We start from the raw sequence: 15,714 nt of genomic DNA on the forward strand, positions 1-15,714 counted from the left end.
CTTACGATTCTTGCTTGGTGAGTCCCATAGTCCAAGGGTACAGTTTCGGTACACTGCCGATCCTTCAGCCCCCTGGAGATTTTTGTGGCCACCATCGTCAAGACACCCTCTGGTAGCTGGAAAGCCGTCATCCGCAAGACAGGCTGGCCGACTACTGCCAAGACTTTCCGCACGAAGCGTGATGCCCAGGACTGGGCACGCCGCACCGAAGACGAAATGGTGCGCGGTGTCTATATCCAGCGCAGCGCCTCGGAGCGCATGACGCTCGAGGCCGCCCTCAAGCGCTACCTTGCTGATGTCACCCCCACCAAGAAGCCCAGCACTCAGAAAAGTGAACGCCAGAAGGCCAACACGCTGATCGAGCATCTAGGAAAATACTCCCTCGCAGCCCTCACGCCGGAGCTGATCGCCAACTACCGCGACATGCGGCTCAATACCCTGGGGCGACGGGGGCAGCCTATCAGCCCTAATACTGTGCGCCTGGAGCTGGCCCTGCTTGGCCATCTCTACACAGTGGCCATCCAGGAGTGGGGGCTGGGCCTGGCATACAACCCGGTTCAAAATATCCGCAAACCCAGTCCAGGAGAGGGGCGCAACCGCCGCCTAAGTGCCGACGAGGAAAAGCGGCTCTTCGCCTTGCTTCGACAGCACAGCAACCCCATGTTGGCCTGGATCGCCAGAATCGCCCTGGAGACGGGCATGCGTTCGTCGGAGATCCTGACCCTCACTCGCTCCCAGGTCGACGTGAAACGCCGTGTGGTGCGCCTCACAGACACCAAGAACAACGAAGCCCGCTTGGTACCGCTGACCCAGGCGGCTACCGAGGTGTTCAAGCAGGCGTTGAACAACCCGGTGCGGCCGCTTGACTGTGACTTCGTGTTCTTCGGTGAGCCTGGCAAGGGCGGCAAGCGAGGCCCATATGCCTACACCAAGCTTTGGAACCAGGCGAAGAAGAAGGCAGGGCTCGATGACTTCCGCTTCCATGATCTGCGCCACGAGGCCGTCAGCCGGCTGGTGGAGGCGGGGCTGTCTGACCAGGAGGTCGCCGCGATCAGTGGCCACAAGTCAATGCAAATGCTGCGGCGATATACGCATTTGAGGGCGGAAGACTTGGTAGTGAAGCTGGATCAATTAGTTGACGTTTGATAGTTTTTATTTTTGTTTAAAATTTGGTTTTAGCTATGCTGAAGCTATATTTGTTCACCTTTGTAAGGATTAATGAGTTATGCCACATTTAAGTGACATGGAAGAAATGGTTGGAAGGATTGAAGAGGATAAAATAAAGGATTATATGCAAGAGGCGCTATCATGCTATATGGCAAAAGCATATAGAGCATGCATTGTGCTCACCTATATAGCATTGTTTGATGATATAGTGGAGAAGCTTGGCGAGCTTGGCCGAGTAAATAAAAAAGCAAAAAAGATATACGATGAAGCGACAAAGAAATTAAATGCACAAGATGTATATGAAAGCTATGTAATTGATCAGCTGAAATCTAATGCTTTGTTGCCTTCATTGGATGCCGAGTTTTTGAATACGTTGCGTACATTGAGGAATAAATCAGCTCATCCGTCAGGTCATCATGCATCCGCTGAAGAAGCTAGGTTTATATTTTATGAAGCAATCAATCGTTTTTTATCTAAGCCTATATTAACTACTACGCAATTAGTAGACGAGGTTCTTTCTCGCATGGGGGAGAAGCACTTTTTTCCATCTACGGATATAAGCAAAACATCATCTGTGGTTAGAAAAGAGCTGAAAAATATACATGTGCAGGCTTTTCCGTACCTGATTAATAAAGCATTGGAGAAAACACAGAGTTCAAGCCGGGAAGTTTCTGTTAATGCAGGTTTTTTCTTGGCTGGATTTGCATACCAGAAAGATCCAGAAGCCACTGAATATATAAAAAGATATATCATTGATGCTAAGTGCTCTGATGATAAGTTTTCGCTGATAGTGCTGCGGGTGATCTCCGCAAATGGAGCGGTTGTGAACGATCTTGATCCAGTAACTTATGACAGGTTAAGGTCTGTAATATCAAGAAGGATTGAAAATATTGAAACATATGTAGAACATACAAAATTCTCGCATCCTGCTTCGGTTATGAAGTCAATTATGGAAACATCAGGTGAAGATGTACTGATCGATAATTTTAGTGAGCAATTGATTGAGTTTTTTGGAAAAAATATTTTTGGGAAGTATTTCATTGGTTTTATGGAAGGAAATCATAAGGTGGTAAATTTGTATTTTGAAGTGGCGTGCAGGAAAGCTGGTTCTTCTGATTTTGATGCAGCCAACTACTTTTCTAGAAACTTGAAGAGTGTCGAAAATGCTTTGTCTAGATCACTAACACCTGAGCAATCATATACGCTGCTTGTGAATATTCTTCATGCTGCGGAAGGTGGTGCTTGGGGAGCAGAAGGATTGAGAGATTCGAAGTTTTCGTCTGTCGCGAATTTAAAAGAAAAAGCACTGATTTATTTGGAGTCAGATAATGAAGGCGCAAAATCTGTATTTGTAAGTCGTTTCGGAAGTGATGAGGGCTTTGATCATAGTGTCGAAAACTATTTTCTTGCTTGAGAAGGTAGGTGATGAATTGATTTACTGTTTTCATGAGTATATAAATAAGGTGGCGTTAGGCTCGGTTTTTAGCCTGGTTTAAGTGCTGTGTGGAGAAGAAAATGGCGACTATGAGAATATACAAATTTCGCGGCGATCACCGGGGTAGAATGTAGCTTTTAGGCGGAGTGATAGGGAGAGGAAGGCTGACTTATTCCATGGCTTCACTTTGGGTGGATGCACACTACCATCTTCATGAAGATGGGGTATAAGAATAAGAATAATAATCTTCTTATTCTTATTCTTATTCTTATTCTTATTCTTATTATTATTGTTTTCCCTGTTCTTGGGTAGGCATGGTTCGGCTGTAAATAAATTGTTTTATTTTGTTAACTTGCTGATAGTTGGCAGGTTTGTTTTAATCGGTTCTGTCGATATTATATATTCTGATTGTCAAGATTGGCGTCTTTGATGATCATTATGTAGTGTATTGATTCACTTTTAATCTTACTCATAGATTGTGCGCTTGAGTTTCAAATAGCCTAGGTTAACACTACCTCCGTCAATGCCTGGTTGATGGAGGTTTATCCATGAATGTTGAGGACTATCTTGTCGAACGATTTGGCCTTCTGATGAGCATATCGGACCTGGCGGATCTTCTGGGCCGTTCACCCGATGGAGTGCGGGTCTCCCTTTATACAGATACTGAGGTCTCTCGGAAGCTGAAGCCGACGATGGTTAAGGTCGGGCGTCGTGTCTATTTCCGGACGCTCCAAGTAAAAGACGCCCTGGGTTTGGAGCCTTCTGAATATGGCGCGTGTTAGTCCATCGGTAGTGCAGAAAATTCTGGGTAGGGTGGTCGCCTATCATGCTGCGTTCACGCTCCTTCCGGGAGTTTCAGTTCCTGGTGCAGTGTTCCTTAGCCAAGCATTTTACTGGACACGCAACACCAAGGCGGAGGAAAGAGGTGGATGGTTTTACAAAAATCAGCGTGGCAGAGATAGTTGGGAGTCAGAAACTGGACTTTCTCCAAAGCAGCAGGCTAACGCTAGGAAATCGCTAGTGGAAATTGGCGTATTGGAAGAGGAAAGGAGAGATGTTCCTGCAAAAATGTGGTATCGGGTGAACTGCGAGCGCTTGCTTGAGCTTCTGGCGGAGCAACTCGACGAAGAGCCTTCTGGAACTGATTGTAATTCCCAGTTTTTACCTTTGGTAGATTCTACTATCCCTTCTGGCCAATCTGGTGATCAGGATGGTCAAACCTTGATTCTACCAAAGGGCAAATCTATTACAGAGAATACAACAAAGAGTACATCAAGAAATAAAAGCGAGGCGGCCAAAATTGAGAGTCATCCTGGGCCCGAATCAAAATTAACGCGGGCCGAGATGGCTGAGTTGCTGGGCCAGCAAAGAGCAGACCTAATAGCCAGAAACTACGGCAGTGATAAAGTTGGAGCTCCTGCAGTAGAAGAAATGCGCAGAACCCTTCGCACATAGAATTCAAGCGGCGCGGAACGGGGGTGATGGCCCCGACCGCGCCTAACCACGACTGCCTGCATAGGAGGCATACATGGCTAACAGACAGGGTATCACACCCGCCTACACCGACAGTGGCCTGTCACGGCTCTACCGATCACACGCAGTCGAACAGCATGCCATCCAGAGTGAGATTCGAACTCTGGTGATCATTGCCGGTTACGCTTGCGATTTTCTCACCGAAGGGTTGGAAGCCCTTCCCGAAGACTTCTTCACCTGCATCGAGGAGATGAAAGAGGTGATGGAATCCATCGACCTGAAAAGTCTGGATTTTGAAAAACGGTCGCTCACGCTCCAGAGGACGAAACGGCGTCTGGAGGCTAAGGCGACCCGCCAGGATCGTCAAAAGGAGGTCTGATCATGAGCAACAAAATTTCGTGCGCACGAAAAATCGCGGGTTTCACCCTCGCGGCCACCATCAGTCTATCGCAGCCTGCCATGGCTGGCGGGATTCCCGTCATCGACACGTCGAACCTGGCCCAGCAGATCCTGCAAGTAGAGCACATGCTGAGCCAGCTCGAACAACTGCAAGACCAGCTCGAAACGGCCAATAGGCAACTGGACAGCATGAGCGGATCTCGGGGCCTGGCTGGCGTCATCGACTCGGCCTATGACACTGCCGTGAATGTCGATCCTAACCAGGTGCTGAACAGCGCCGGTATCAGGGGCGCGAACGAACACGGTCTGTCCGGCGATGTGGCGGACCTGTACGACAGCGGCAACCACAACACGGCAACCTGGCTGGGCCAGTCCCAAAAGTCCCTGGAACAAGCTCAGGAGCGCTTTAGCGAGCTAGCCGGATTGGTGGCTGAGGTCAACAACAGCCCGGACCAGAAAGACGTTCTGGACCTCCAGGCCCGTATCGGCGCCGAGGAAGTCTTGCTGCAAAACGAGATGGCCAAGCTGACCATGCTCCGGTCGCAAGCCGGGGCCAACAGGGCAATGCACAACCAGCGCGTTCAGCAGATGGCCATCGAGTCATCCGGCGAGCCCCGCGACATCTGGTAAGGAGGCCCCATGAGTATCAGGAAATTTTCGTGCGCACGAAATTTTGTGATCGTCGCTCTGGCCAGCGTCGTGCTGACCGGTTGCCTTGACGACACCCCGGAAACCGGGCCAGTGCAGACCGTGGACTGGTATCAGGCCCACGACAACGAACGCCAGGCCACACTGGAAGAATGCTCGAACAACCCCGCCGAGTTGAAAGACGATTCGAATTGCATCAATGCCAGGGAAGCCGAACGAATGCTGTCCAGTGGCGAACCTCGCGATATCTGGTAAGGAGGGCTTATGGATCTCTTTCAAGGGACCTTCGAGCTCGTCGAAAATGCCCTGGACACCTATATATCCAGCACTGTTGGGGATGTGGTCGCCTACATTGCACCGATCTTTACCAGCATGATGATCCTTTGGATTGCCGTCTGGGGTTACATGATGATGTTTGGAAAGGTCAGTGAGCCCTTGCAGGAAGGTGTTTTTCGCATCATCCGCATCGGCTTCATCATGACCCTGGGGCTGACAGTCGGCACCTATATGGATGTTGTCGTCGATGTGTTGGCTCACGGCCCGGAGGAAATCGCGTCTGTTGTAACCGGCACACCTGCCGACAGCATGGCCAGCATCATGGACGAACTCTTTTCTCGGGTATTCGAGATAGCAGACCGGGCCTGGGACAAGGCTGGCGTGATGAACGGTAATTTTGGACTGTACCTGATTGCCCTAGCCATCCTTACCGCGGGTGGCGCCGTGGCCTTTATCGTGGCGTTCCTTATCTTGCTGAGCAAGATCATGACTACGCTGCTGCTGGGCATCGGCCCACTGTTCATCATTGGCCTTCTATTCAACACCACGCAGCGGTGGTTCGAGAGCTGGCTGGGTCAAGTGATGAATTTCGGGATGATCCTGGTGCTTGCCGCCGCTGGCGGACGACTGGCTCTCGAATTCTGTGAATTGTTCCTGGACAGGATGACGGCAGGCGGCGGAGACCTGACCACCATGTGGGACGCTGCTGTCTTTGTGATGTTCTTCGGGCTTTGTTTCTTGTTTCTCAAGCAGGTACCTGCCATGGCATCGGCCCTGTGCGGTGGTATCGCGCTGGCAACGCAAGGTGCCCTAGGCTCGGCCATGAACGCCATGCGGCCTTCAACGATCCGGCGTCAATATCGCGGTGTCCAGCGTGACGCTCGCCTCGCTGGTGCGGCAGCGGCGGCTCCAGCAAAAGGCGTTTACAAGGCCGGCAGGGTTGCCCAGCGGGCCTATCAGAAGCGCTTCAGCGCCAACACGATTACGGGAGGTTAAACGATGGGAACTAAGTGGATTGGTACCTGGCGCGTCCGCTGGGCGCGAGTGAGGCGAGGCGGTGAGCTGGGACTCTCGGGCCTGTTACTGGTAGTGGGTATCCTGCTGTCCGTGGCGTTGCTCCCTGAACTACCTGGTTTGGTCAGCGGCACCCTTGCTGGCGATGGCGAGACTGCTCGTACTTTGTTTGTCTGTATGGCAGGTATTGCCGTGTGCATGCTCCAGTGGCGATGGCGCGCAGCGATATATCCAGAGCTCCGGCGTGATACATCTCAGGAGGAGATATCATGAGCTACCGCCGTTTGACACCCGAGGAGATCGAGGACCTGCGGGCCGAGATGCGTGCCGCCGGCCATTGGATGAAAGCTGAAATGGCTAGGCGTCGGTGCGAGCGTTCTGAAACCGAAGCTTCACTACCGGGGTCCGGATCAACCGAGAGTGTTCAAAGTCCCTCCCCTATGTCTAATGGCGAAGCCTCTGGCTCAGCACCAAGCGACGAGCAGGTTTGAGACAGGTCCGTGCGTATTACTAATGGCGAAGCGTAGCGCTCGTATCCGTTGCCGTTTACTTCATATGGGATGGCAGCCATTTTTCGTACGCACGAAAAGAATGGATGGGTTTAGTGCTAGGGCAGGATTCGGCAAGTGCTGGCGTATGCCGGCAAATTTACCTAGCCCCACCTCCCTGCGGTGGAGAAAACTGGACTATGCCGAGAGTTGAAGCGCGCCTGACAGATACCGAGAAGAAATCCTGGACGCAGTTCTGCAGGGCCAACGGCCTGCGCGAGTCGGACATGCTGCGGCGAATGATTCAGCGCGTTGCCGGTAAAGCTGAAAAAGCGGAAGACCAGAAGGTCGAAACTAGATCTCGCAAGCTCACTATTCGGCTATCGCCTACTCAGGATCGATGGCTAGCGCAACGTGCTCACAAGGAAGGCTATCCCAGCAGAACCAGTTGGCTTACGGCGTTGGTGTTAGCTGAATTGCATAGGGAACCCGTGCTTACCGATGACGAGATATCGGCCTTGCGTGAATCCAACCGAGAGTTGGCGGCCATCGGGCGCAACCTCAACCAGGTAGCCAGGGCGATAAATATCGAGTTTCGAGAGAGTGAGAAGCTCAAGCAAGATGCCATCGAGAAACTGATTGAGCGGATTGAGCAGCACAAGGACCTGGTGGCCAGTTTGCTGTCCAGGAACATGAATCGGTGGAGGGATGATGGATAAGCCGGAAGTCGTCGTGCGGATCGTCAGTAATGCCTACGATGCGGACCAAGTAGAGAGGGATTTGCTTCGCATCAGTAAGAACGGAGCCGTGGAGCTTGAGGACGAAAGCGGCCAGTTCTCCTTCACCGAAGATATGGTCCGTGACTTGGCTAAATACTGGTCGAGGTTTCAAGGTCGGCAGCGCAAGAGCACCCGCTATACCATTAATATCGTTCTGTCGATGCCGTCCGGAACCGAGCCGCAGGCGCTAAAAAGGGCTGTCCAGGCGTTCGCCAAGCGGCAGTTTAGCCAGAACTATCGGTATGTCATGGCCCTGCACACGGACACCGACAACCCGCATGTCCAACTCACGGTACGGAACCTTGGCCATGATGGGCGCCGGCTGCATGTGAAGAAGGGTGACCCGCAGGAGTGGCGGGAGGCCTTTGCGGCCGAGCTGGAACGGTACGGAGTGGAAGCGAAAGCCACATTAAAGGCCACCCGAAGGAGGCAGGATGGGCAGTCTGGCTGATGACACCATTGCTGACTTGTTGGAAGGCCCTGTAAAGCATAAGGGCAACCAGGCCGCTAATCGGGCGCGTGCGCGCCGCGTAGCAAGTCGAGTGCCAGAGGTCATGGTGAAGATCACCGGTAATGCCAAGGGAGCCGATCATGTGCAGTCTCACCTGGACTACATCAGCCGAAACGGCAAGCTGGAGCTCGAAGACGAGCGCGGCGACGTGATACAGGGGAAAGACGAAGTAAGGGCCTTGGCCAAGGACTGGTCGCAGGACCAAGGCAAGCGCCGGAAGAACACCCGCGATACCACCAACATCATCATGTCCATGCCGGCCGGCACTGAGCCGCGTGACGTGAAGAATGCCGTCCGAGCATTCGCCAAACGACAGCTTGGCCAGAATTATCAGTATGTCATGGCACTGCACACCGACACGGACAGCCCCCACATCCACCTGACGGTGAAGAACTTGGGCTATGACGGGTACCGGCTGAATGTGAAGAAGGGCGACCCGCAGAAGTGGCGGGAGTCCTTCGCGGCCGAGCTGGAGCGCCGAGGGGTGGAAGCCGAGGCGACGCCACGCGCCACCCGCGGTGTGATCAGGAGGGGCGTCAGCCAAGTGGTGTGCCACATCCGCGAGAAAGGCCAGACGCCACAGGTGGACCAGGCGAAGGTCCGGGAGGTCCTCGAGGACTTCCGCGACCAGCGGGCCGGTAAAGCACTGAAGCCGCGGCCCTGGGAGGATCGTATCAAGGAGCGCCAGACCTATGTCCGCAAGGCCTGGCTGACGGCGGCGAAGGACCTCAACCAGAGCCACGACCCTGAGGAACAGGAGCTGGCCAAGCGCATCGCGGCTTTTGTGAGTTCCATGCCGCCGATGAAGACCGAGCGGCACGAACTCCAGGAGACGGTAGCAGAGCAGCTACAGCGGAACACCCAAACACGCCAGGAGAGAGAGAAGAGAAGAGAGCTGGATCAACAAGACGAACGGTAGGTGGAAGCTGGCAGACAGACCGAATAGTGTAGGTTGTGGGTACAAGGATCGCCGGCTTGCGGTTAAAGGAAGAGCAGATTCCGCTGGTGGGCGGTGATTCCTTAGCTCCCGGAGGCTTCTGTCGGGTCCCGGGGAAATCAATAACCGGGACCCGACATATACTATCCTAAGTTAGGCGTCGTCGAACGCTGGCATCGTTGTCATGATGCATCGCTTCGCGTTCGTAAGTGTCTGCTAGCTCTAGTAAAAGTTTTGTGGCTACAAATGGATGGGTTGGAAGAATAGCTTCTCCCCACTTACGGTATTTCGCAGCGAGATTCCGTTCTTGACTTCCACCCTCTCCTGGCATTCGAGTAGTAACTCCGCGTGAGTTATAAACACCGCTATGTGCACCTCGCATCATAGGATCGGACTGGATGTTCTCCATCACATCCCGCACCACCTTGCAAGGCCATACCCCATCTTCGCCAATAGATGCGCTTGACAGAACTTTTCCGATGCAAACATCGGCTATATCAGCACGACTGAGTTCCATGCAAGACTGGCGTACAGTAGAAATCCATTTCTCAAGACGCTCTGCTTTTAATTCTCCAAGGTCGTCGTGGCCAGGAATACGCTCAATAGCTTCCAATAGTCTATATCCTCGTTTAGACAAATTGCTAATATTGTCTTGAGGAACTTTGTACTCGATAGGGTCAGTTGCCCCGTCACTGCGCTTGTACGTCCACACAATAGCTTGAATAAATAGCTCAGGATGAACTTCAATGTACCGCTCAAGATTTGGTATGCCATTTCCGCTGCGGCTACCCCAAGGGCGAGCCAGTATTTCTAAATATGAAAACTCCAATGCTGCTTTTTCCTCTAGTGTGAGCTTTGAGCTTGCATTGAGATGTTCAAATGCCTTTTCTACAGAGTAGTGCTCTAGCATATATTGGCCTGGCTTATCATTGCCACCTTTAGCCACATCTGAAAGTAAGCGGTAAAGGAGCTCTTCACCCACCTTTTCAGGGTGAAAATGGATGCATGAAAATGCAGCGCGAGGCCGTCCAACCTTCATTAGTCGGTCAATGCTTTCTTTGTTGTCTTCTTCAGGGTGGTGAATCCAATCTGGTATTACTTCACTCCAGTACTTTTCCTGAGCTTTTTTGTCTAGATTGTCGACCAGCTTCCAGGTGCTCTTCCCATACGGTGCAAGCATGAGTAACTTCGCCGTATCGATGCCGGAAAGGTTATATGATACGTCAGTGATAATTTCTTCGCGACTTTGGTCGTCATTAATTGAGTGTAATGCACCTGCGATAAGGTTTTTTTGGGGGTAATTCTCATCTTGGTTAATTAATATTGGTTCTATAGCGAGTTTTATGAGTTCGCCAACTTTTTCTGGAGTTAATAAAGAGCTTGCGGAGATTCTCCCGATTATCCATGAAGCTTTGCCTTGGCAAGAAAGGTCTATCAGACCTGTAATGCCTTGGCCGTTGTAAATTTCTCGCAACGCCGCCACTCTGAGATTATGAATGCGTTCATCTCGCTTCTCAAAATCGACTCTTTCGATATCTTCTAGTTCGTCAGCAGATTCTTCAACCCATGTTTCACGGAAAAGCCAAGCGTGTCTATTAAGCAAGTTTTCTGGTTCAAGTTCGGCGTAAACATCTTTTGCTGCAATGGCGAGGTTAAGCGAGGTTGACCTTTTTCTGGCGCGCAATGCTGCACGTCGTGAAAGTGTTGATATGCGAATTTTTTCGCGTAGAGCTGTCTTTTCAGCATCACTGGCCCTATCTCTACCCCAAGTTTTAATCAATGTCCAAACTCGATCTTGGTCGAATTCAGGTAAGGCGTGAAGCCGTTCGACTAGATCGCAAAGCATTGACAGAGAATAGTCATTTCTAGTTAGGGCCATATCAACCATTTCTCGCACGAATGCAGTGATCGGCTGCCTTGTTTGGATGGGTTCACCAAACCCGTAACCATCTGAGCGCCATCGTGGTTTGTGGCTGTAATCACCAACCAGATGATGGTCGCCGAATTGCGTTATGCAGAGTTTCCAAGCAATATTAGGGAATTTCTCAGCAAGTCTGTGCATTAGTCTTACGCGAACCTCATGACTCGCTGCAGTTTGTGGCATCCATGAGCGGAAGATCGATTCAAGTGAATGTATTGGCTTGTTAGACCAATTATCGTTAATTTCGACTTCCGCAAGACGCGCTAAAATGAAAGCTGCACGTGGTAACGTCAAGGGGCTCCATGAAAGTGCCTCAAGAGCCCACAGTAAACCAGTGCGACTAGGATGGCCGAATGGGCCCGCTTCCGCAGGGCGTAGAAGGCCGAGGACTGCTGGGTTTTCGGTCTTTAAGTCACGCTCAAGGATGGACAAGAACTCATCTGGAGCTGCTTCCGCATAAGTAGGAAGGTCGCGATCGTTTGCTTCTAGTTTTCGCGTAGTCAACGGCGTTGGGAGGAGGTCGCGAACGACTTTTACAGCCTCCGCTTCGGTATCAATTCCAAGCTGACCTTTGAATAGCTGGTTGCCATGAACGGCTAGTAGCACGAGAGTTTCTGAAATTCCTTCGCGAAACGCGCCTGAAAACTCGCGTGTCTTTCCATGAATTGAAGCTGCCCAACGCTGGTCTTCATCGAGATCCAGTGCAGGGTCATCTTCACCCAGCACCATTCGTGCTACGTCAAAGTAACGCCTCAAGTCGTCTGTAGTAACTGCCCCTTTGATGGCATAAAGTAAATCAATTTTCGAAACTACGCCGCGATAAGTATTAATAGACCATGCCGGTACATCATTTAATTGAGCAAGACGTTGGTGCTCCCTCTCAAGCTCAGAATAAGGTTTGTCATTGGCTAGTAATTCGAGGCAACATTTGTCAGCATCGTTGCTACTGTCCCATGCACCTACTAGCATAAAGGGTACAAGGTTCAACGTTGCTTGGTGATCTGTCACCCATTCTGGAGTTTTTACCGCAGGAAGAGTGGCAAGACGACGGCGTAAAACAGTCAATGATCTACCTGATTCATTTGAATATCGCGAAATTTCATCGCGATCCTTGCCCATTTCCTCTAATGCCGTTTGAAATGTCTCGTAGCTCGCTGGCTCGAGAACGATATGAGGTTCGGTGTTTATAGCATTGCGCGGATAGATGACTATTGAGTGCATCGATTTCGCGTATGGAGAAAGCTCGCGTTCGACTTCAGGGCTGAACACTACAGGGATGAAAGTTTTAGCTCCTTCCGCTAAACGCGGCAGGACCCCAGGTTTGTCGAATACCAAGACCCGGTCGCGATAAGAAACTAATTCTTCGCCACCAGCTTCGCTAAAAAGTTGAGCCACAAAAGCAAGCGCCTCTTCAGTTGAGTCGGCTGCGATCATGGTTGGTCCGTCGGAGGGCTTAGAGAGGCGTGATAGCATGATGCGTTTAGCTGCCTCAATAGCTGAATTAAACAGCGTCCCAGACAATGGTGGCTCTGATACATTGGCCCAGTCGGTCCAGCATTTGTCGAGTGAGCGAACGTTCTGTGCCGGAATCCTCGTTTCATTAGCGAACCAGGCTTGCGCAGGTAGCGATTGCTCTATCCATTGTTCAAGATCGCTTGCGTCATACGCCCGAACTTCCTTCCAGAGTCCTTTAGCTTGTTTTTCGGCAACCCAGGCTGCCTTGCCGTTAGCCCACCGGCGTGGAGTGACGAATATGAACGTCGTCTCGGCTCGCTCTTTATCGCTGAGTGCCTTAACGCTCTTTTCGAAATCCTTATCTGCCTTCCTTTTAATATCCTCGTTGGTGCCGAACTCCCAGCCCGAGCGTCCAGTGGGTACCCAAGGCGTTCCATCACTCGCTTCAATAAGCCCGTCCCAGCCAGGACGTTCGGCGTCATCGTTGCCAGGAAAATCAACTTTTTTAAGACCACTTCCTGTCGAATGGACAAGTGTCCGCAGAAATACCGAAAGCCTAGCTCTTGCCGGAACGTTGCGAGTTACCCACTGTTCAATGTCATTCGCTTTAATTGTAAGAAATGGAGGTACGTATGCCCGCGTATTTGAAGGCATACTCTTTACCATTGCTTGTGACTCATCATATTGAGCCTGCATTTCCAAAAGATTCTTGCTTGGATAATTGAAGGCCTTCTCTAGGCGCTTCGCCATATCTGTGGACAGTGACGCTTTGCCGTTTAGCAGGTTTGATAAAGCTGGGCGGCCAACTCCGATGATCTGAGCAGCTTTTGTGACGGATACTCCCGCCGGAATGACTTCTGCCCTGATGCGTTCTCCAGGATGAGGAACAGTCTTCGAATCTTGCATGATTTTCTCCAGGCATGCTCGACAAGGTAAAGAGCAAGCTCACGCTCACATGCCTTACTGTAGCGTGTAGCGCTACACAATACAAGGTCGATTTCCCCAAGCCGCGAGAGGAGTATGTATCACCATCGCGCAGTACAAGAGCGGTACACACATCAGCTTCCTGTGCTATCCTCAGCTTTCGCTAAGTTACTGATTCAAAAGAACTGTACCTTTCGCTTGATTACGGTCTCTTTTCCTTGGGTATCAGTATCTTATTGATTTGCAAGCGAACTCATAATCCCTTGGTCGCTGGTTCGAGTCCAGCTGGGCCCACCAAATTTCTATCTCGTTTCGTCCAAGAACATGCCATAAGCTCCGCCACAAGCGGCCGGGCCGAGCAGCGTTCGGAATGGATATGTCCATTCCGAACGCACACAAAAAGCACCTGTATCCTGGGATGCGGGCGCCTTAGCTTGGCAGGGAAGCGGCCTAGTAGCCGAGCATGATCGATGGCAGTCCGGTGATGAGCCAGGGGAAGAAGGCCATCAGCACACAGGCCAGCAGGATCAGGGCGACGAACGGCACCACCGCCTTGTAGAGATCGACGATCTCGACCCCCTTGGGTGACACCCCTTTCATGTAAAAAAGCGCGTAACCGAACGGTGGCGTGAGGAAGGAGGTCTGCAGCACGACCGCCACCATCACCACGAACCACAGCACGTCGATACCCATCTGGTTGATGATCGGCAGCATGATCGGGAAGCTCAGCAGCACGATACCGGTCCAGTCGAGGAACATTCCCAGCACGAACACCAGCGCGAACATGAAAATCAGGGCGCCAATCGTGCCGCCCGGCATGGCCATGACCAGATCGTTGATCACGGTCATGCCGCCGCCACGGGAGAAGACCCCGGTGAAGGCGGTGGCGCCGACCAGTACCAGCATCACCATGGTGGTGGTCTTGCTGGCGTCGATCATCGTGCGAAAGCAGGTGCCGATCCTGCGATCACCGAAGATCATGAACAGGAGGAAGGCGATCAGCACGCCGATGGCCGAGGCCTCGGTGGCGGTGGCGATGCCGGTGAACAGTGCGCCGAGCACGCCGAGAATCAGCGACATGGGCGGCAGCACGTACTTCACCAGCATCATCATCAGTTGGCCGGTAGAGTACTCGGCGCGCTCTTCGACCGCCACCGGCGGTCCGTAGGAGGGCTTGAGGTGGCAGATCACCAGGACGTAGAGCGCATACATGGCCCCCAGCAGCAGGCCCGGCACCAACGCGCCGGCAAACAGCGCGCCCACCGACACCGGCGAGTAGCTGGCCATCAGGATCAGCATGATACTTGGCGGAATCAGGATACCCAGGCAGCCGCTGGCCATGATCACCCCGGTGCTGAGCTCCTTGTTGTAGCCATACTTGAGCATCGGCACCAGCGCGATCATGCCCATCACGGCAATGGAGGCGCCGACGATGCCGGTGGTGGCGGCCAGCAGCACCGAGACGATGACCACGGTCAGTGCCAGGCCGCCGCGCAGTTGCGCCAGCAGCAGGCGCATCACCTCGAACATCTTCTCGGTGACCCCGGAATCATTGAGGAATCTCGCCATCAACACGAAGAGCGGAATGGCCACCAGCACATAGTTGTCCATGGCGTTGCCATAGATATTGTTGATGATGGTGCCGAGCACCCGCGGGCCGGGGCCGAGGTAGGCACCCATCACCGCGACGCCGCCGAGCACGAAGGCCAGCGGATGGCCCATGAACAGGCCGACCAGCAGGCCGCCGAACATGAACAGGGTAAGCAGTTCCGGACTCAGGCTCATGCTGGTTTCTCCTCACGCAGCACCTGGATGGCGCGGATGACGATGGCGATGGCCTGTAGCAGGAGGGTCACGGCAGCGACGACGATCACGCCCTTGATGGGTGCGACCGGGATCGACACCATCCCGTAGGTGGTCTCGCCGCGGGTGAAGGCGCGCATGAAGAAGCTCCAGCCGAAGGTCAGCAGCATCCAGATGAACGGCACGAAGAAGATCAGATAGGCGAGGATTTCGATGACGGCCTGCTTCTTGCGCGACAGCAGGCGCTTGAGCACGTCGACCTCGACGTGGGCGTGGTGGCGTAGCCCGTAGGCGGCCATCAGCATGAAATGGGCACCGAAGAGCATCTTGGTGATATCGAAGGCCCAATCGCTGGGACGGCCGACGAAGAAACGCAGTGCAATATCGTACAACACCACGAGGGTGATCACGGCAATCAGGGGGGCAATGAGACGGCCGAATCCCTCGTTGAGGGCATCAATTGCCTTGGCAATGGCATTCATGG

The 15,714-nt window shown here is 52.5% G+C and carries 14 protein-coding genes; 11 read left to right on the top strand and 3 right to left on the bottom strand.

Going from position 1 to position 15,714, the window contains the following annotated elements; translation table 11 throughout:
- The first annotated feature begins 84 nt into the window (after positions 1-84).
- The 11 genes from C1H69_RS01420 (at position 85) to C1H69_RS01470 (ending at position 9,109) form a co-directional block, all read left to right on the top strand.
- Positions 85-1,146 carry a tyrosine-type recombinase/integrase gene (locus tag C1H69_RS01420; RefSeq protein ID WP_102651639.1) on the top strand — a complete coding sequence of 354 codons (1,062 nt, stop codon included), beginning with the start codon at positions 85-87 and terminating at the stop codon, positions 1,144-1,146.
- 79 nt (positions 1,147-1,225) lie between these two features.
- Positions 1,226-2,581, top strand: a complete 1,356-nt coding sequence (locus C1H69_RS23220) for a hypothetical protein (RefSeq protein WP_133154946.1) — start codon at positions 1,226-1,228, stop codon at positions 2,579-2,581.
- Between the two features lie 569 nt (positions 2,582-3,150).
- Complete coding sequence (locus C1H69_RS01425; protein WP_102651640.1) at positions 3,151-3,384, top strand: plasmid-related protein; 234 nt, start codon at positions 3,151-3,153, stop codon at positions 3,382-3,384.
- Positions 3,371-4,057 carry a hypothetical protein gene (locus C1H69_RS23225; RefSeq protein ID WP_133154947.1) on the top strand — a complete coding sequence of 229 codons (687 nt, stop codon included), beginning with the start codon at positions 3,371-3,373 and terminating at the stop codon, positions 4,055-4,057. The genes C1H69_RS01425 and C1H69_RS23225 overlap by 14 nt, the downstream gene beginning before the upstream one ends.
- A 73-nt stretch (positions 4,058-4,130) precedes the next feature.
- On the top strand, positions 4,131-4,454 hold the full coding sequence (locus C1H69_RS01430) for a hypothetical protein (protein ID WP_102651641.1): 324 nt from the start codon (positions 4,131-4,133) through the stop codon (positions 4,452-4,454).
- Positions 4,455-4,456: 2 nt separating this feature from the next.
- Complete coding sequence (locus C1H69_RS01435) at positions 4,457-5,104, top strand: TrbJ/VirB5 family protein (RefSeq protein WP_102651642.1); 648 nt, start codon at positions 4,457-4,459, stop codon at positions 5,102-5,104.
- A gap of 45 nt (positions 5,105-5,149) precedes the next feature.
- Positions 5,150-5,377 carry an EexN family lipoprotein gene (locus C1H69_RS01440; protein WP_240609772.1) on the top strand — a complete coding sequence of 76 codons (228 nt, stop codon included), beginning with the start codon at positions 5,150-5,152 and terminating at the stop codon, positions 5,375-5,377.
- Positions 5,378-5,386: 9 nt separating this feature from the next.
- Positions 5,387-6,394: a TrbL/VirB6 family protein gene (locus C1H69_RS01445; protein ID WP_102651644.1), complete on the top strand. Its 1,008-nt coding sequence runs from the start codon at positions 5,387-5,389 to the stop codon at positions 6,392-6,394.
- 706 nt (positions 6,395-7,100) lie between these two features.
- Positions 7,101-7,619 (top strand): plasmid mobilization relaxosome protein MobC, encoded by a 519-nt coding sequence (gene mobC / locus C1H69_RS01460; protein ID WP_102651647.1) that lies wholly within the window; start codon positions 7,101-7,103, stop codon positions 7,617-7,619.
- Positions 7,612-8,130, top strand: a complete 519-nt coding sequence (locus C1H69_RS01465; protein WP_102651648.1) for a relaxase/mobilization nuclease domain-containing protein — start codon at positions 7,612-7,614, stop codon at positions 8,128-8,130. Before mobC ends, C1H69_RS01465 begins: the two co-directional genes overlap by 8 nt.
- On the top strand, positions 8,114-9,109 hold the full coding sequence (locus C1H69_RS01470) for a relaxase/mobilization nuclease domain-containing protein (RefSeq protein WP_102651649.1): 996 nt from the start codon (positions 8,114-8,116) through the stop codon (positions 9,107-9,109). Before C1H69_RS01465 ends, C1H69_RS01470 begins: the two co-directional genes overlap by 17 nt.
- A 166-nt stretch (positions 9,110-9,275) precedes the next feature.
- Here C1H69_RS01470 and C1H69_RS01475 read toward each other — a convergent pair whose 3' ends face one another.
- The 3 genes from C1H69_RS01475 to C1H69_RS01485 form a co-directional block, all read right to left on the bottom strand.
- Positions 9,276-13,409: a HigA family addiction module antitoxin gene (locus C1H69_RS01475; RefSeq protein ID WP_102651650.1), complete on the bottom strand. Its 4,134-nt coding sequence runs from the start codon at positions 13,407-13,409 to the stop codon at positions 9,276-9,278.
- A gap of 468 nt (positions 13,410-13,877) precedes the next feature.
- Positions 13,878-15,212, bottom strand: coding sequence for a TRAP transporter large permease (locus C1H69_RS01480; RefSeq protein ID WP_102651509.1), 1,335 nt, complete (start codon positions 15,210-15,212; stop codon positions 13,878-13,880).
- Positions 15,209-15,712 (bottom strand): TRAP transporter small permease subunit, encoded by a 504-nt coding sequence (locus tag C1H69_RS01485; protein ID WP_102651510.1) that lies wholly within the window; start codon positions 15,710-15,712, stop codon positions 15,209-15,211. Before C1H69_RS01485 ends, C1H69_RS01480 begins: the two co-directional genes overlap by 4 nt.
- Between the last annotated feature and the right edge of the window lie 2 nt (positions 15,713-15,714).

The organism is Billgrantia endophytica (assembly GCF_002879615.1).
In the GTDB taxonomy this organism is placed as follows: Bacteria; Pseudomonadota; Gammaproteobacteria; order Pseudomonadales; family Halomonadaceae; genus Halomonas; species Halomonas endophytica.

What these genes read in the sequence shown, in the direction of transcription:
- C1H69_RS23220 (WP_133154946.1), top strand. Translation starts at nt 1,226, where the DNA reads ATGCCACATTTAAGTGACATGGAAGAAATGGTTGGAAGGATTGAAGAG.
- C1H69_RS01425 (WP_102651640.1), top strand. Translation starts at nt 3,151, where the DNA reads ATGAATGTTGAGGACTATCTTGTCGAACGATTTGGCCTTCTGATGAGC.
- C1H69_RS23225 (WP_133154947.1), top strand. Translation starts at nt 3,371, where the DNA reads ATGGCGCGTGTTAGTCCATCGGTAGTGCAGAAAATTCTGGGTAGGGTG.
- C1H69_RS01430 (WP_102651641.1), top strand. Translation starts at nt 4,131, where the DNA reads ATGGCTAACAGACAGGGTATCACACCCGCCTACACCGACAGTGGCCTG.
- C1H69_RS01435 (WP_102651642.1), top strand. Translation starts at nt 4,457, where the DNA reads ATGAGCAACAAAATTTCGTGCGCACGAAAAATCGCGGGTTTCACCCTC.
- C1H69_RS01445 (WP_102651644.1), top strand. Translation starts at nt 5,387, where the DNA reads ATGGATCTCTTTCAAGGGACCTTCGAGCTCGTCGAAAATGCCCTGGAC.
- mobC (WP_102651647.1), top strand. Translation starts at nt 7,101, where the DNA reads ATGCCGAGAGTTGAAGCGCGCCTGACAGATACCGAGAAGAAATCCTGG.
- C1H69_RS01465 (WP_102651648.1), top strand. Translation starts at nt 7,612, where the DNA reads ATGGATAAGCCGGAAGTCGTCGTGCGGATCGTCAGTAATGCCTACGAT.
- C1H69_RS01470 (WP_102651649.1), top strand. Translation starts at nt 8,114, where the DNA reads ATGGGCAGTCTGGCTGATGACACCATTGCTGACTTGTTGGAAGGCCCT.
- C1H69_RS01475 (WP_102651650.1), bottom strand. Translation starts at nt 13,409, where the DNA reads ATGCAAGATTCGAAGACTGTTCCTCATCCTGGAGAACGCATCAGGGCA.
- C1H69_RS01480 (WP_102651509.1), bottom strand. Translation starts at nt 15,212, where the DNA reads ATGAGCCTGAGTCCGGAACTGCTTACCCTGTTCATGTTCGGCGGCCTG.
- C1H69_RS01485 (WP_102651510.1), bottom strand. Translation starts at nt 15,712, where the DNA reads ATGAATGCCATTGCCAAGGCAATTGATGCCCTCAACGAGGGATTCGGC.